This is a genomic window from Acinetobacter sp. 228 (assembly GCF_048147885.1).
This window is the reverse complement of record NZ_JAYWYV010000581.1, coordinates 1-1,050: the sequence shown is the minus strand read 5'-3', so window position 1 is coordinate 1,050 and position 1,050 is coordinate 1. Positions and strand designations below refer to the sequence as shown.

Genomic DNA, 1,050 nt, shown 5'->3' with positions numbered 1-1,050 from the left:
TGGCGCGCACTTACGGCATTAGTCGTGGGCCTTTGCGTGAAGCAATTCATCGCCTTGAAGGGCAACGTTTGGTTGAGCGTACTGCACATGTGGGCGCGCGTGTGGTTTCGCTCTCACTGCAACAGTTTAAAGAGCTTTACCAGATTCGTGCGTCATTAGAAGGTTTAGCTTGCAAACTTGCGGCACAGCATATTGATAAAAAGCAAATTTTGGCGCTACGTGATGTCTTACGTATGCATGCCGAAGATGAAAACTTTAAAGCAGGTAAAGGATATTACTTGCAAGAAGGGCAGGACGATTTTCACTACTGCATTATCAAAAGTAGTGGCAATAAAACCCTAGAAAAAATGCTATGTGATGAGCTTTATCATCTCATCCGTATGTACCGAATTCAGTTTTCAAACACACCCGATCGTCCAAGCAAAGCTTGGGACGAACATATCCGTATTTTAGATGCAATTGCAGAAGGCGATGGTGAACTTGCCGAGCTGCTCATGCATCGACATATCAATGCTTCTTACAAAATTATTGAGCAAACACTGCTACAAGCACAAGGAGAACATAACAATGGCTAAACAATCCGCAGGTCAGCTATTTCGCGATGCCGTAGCCCAAGAAAAGCCATTACAAGTGGTTGGAACCATCAATGCCAATCATGCACTTTTGGCAAAACGTGCAGGTTATAAAGCGATTTACTTATCAGGTGGTGGTGTAGCAGACGTACGCCGTATTACTGATGTATGTGATCTTCCATTATTGGTCGATGCTGACACAGGTTTTGGTGCTTCTGCATTTAACATTGCGCGTACTACAAAAGCACTGATCAAGTTTGGTGCTGCGGCAATGCACATTGAAGACCAAGTGGGTGCAAAACGTTGTGGTCACCGTCCGAACAAAGCCATTGTGACTCAAGAAGAAATGGTTGACCGTATTAAAGCTGCGGTTGATGCGCGTGGTGATGACAGCTTCGTGATTATGGCGCGTACTGATGCGTTAGCGGTTGAAGGCTTACAAGCGGCAATTGACCGTGCGGGTGCCTACATTGAGGCA

The 1,050-nt window shown here is 45.5% G+C and carries 2 protein-coding genes; both read left to right on the top strand.

The genetic code is table 11. From position 1 onward, the window contains the following. The coding region (locus VXQ92_RS20990; RefSeq protein WP_416683065.1) for a GntR family transcriptional regulator at positions 1-575 on the top strand (575 nt) is incomplete at its 5' end. After that, a partial coding sequence (locus tag VXQ92_RS20985) for an isocitrate lyase/phosphoenolpyruvate mutase family protein (protein WP_416683064.1) occupies positions 568-1,050 on the top strand: 483 nt, incomplete at its 3' end. The genes VXQ92_RS20990 and VXQ92_RS20985, both read left to right, overlap by 8 nt.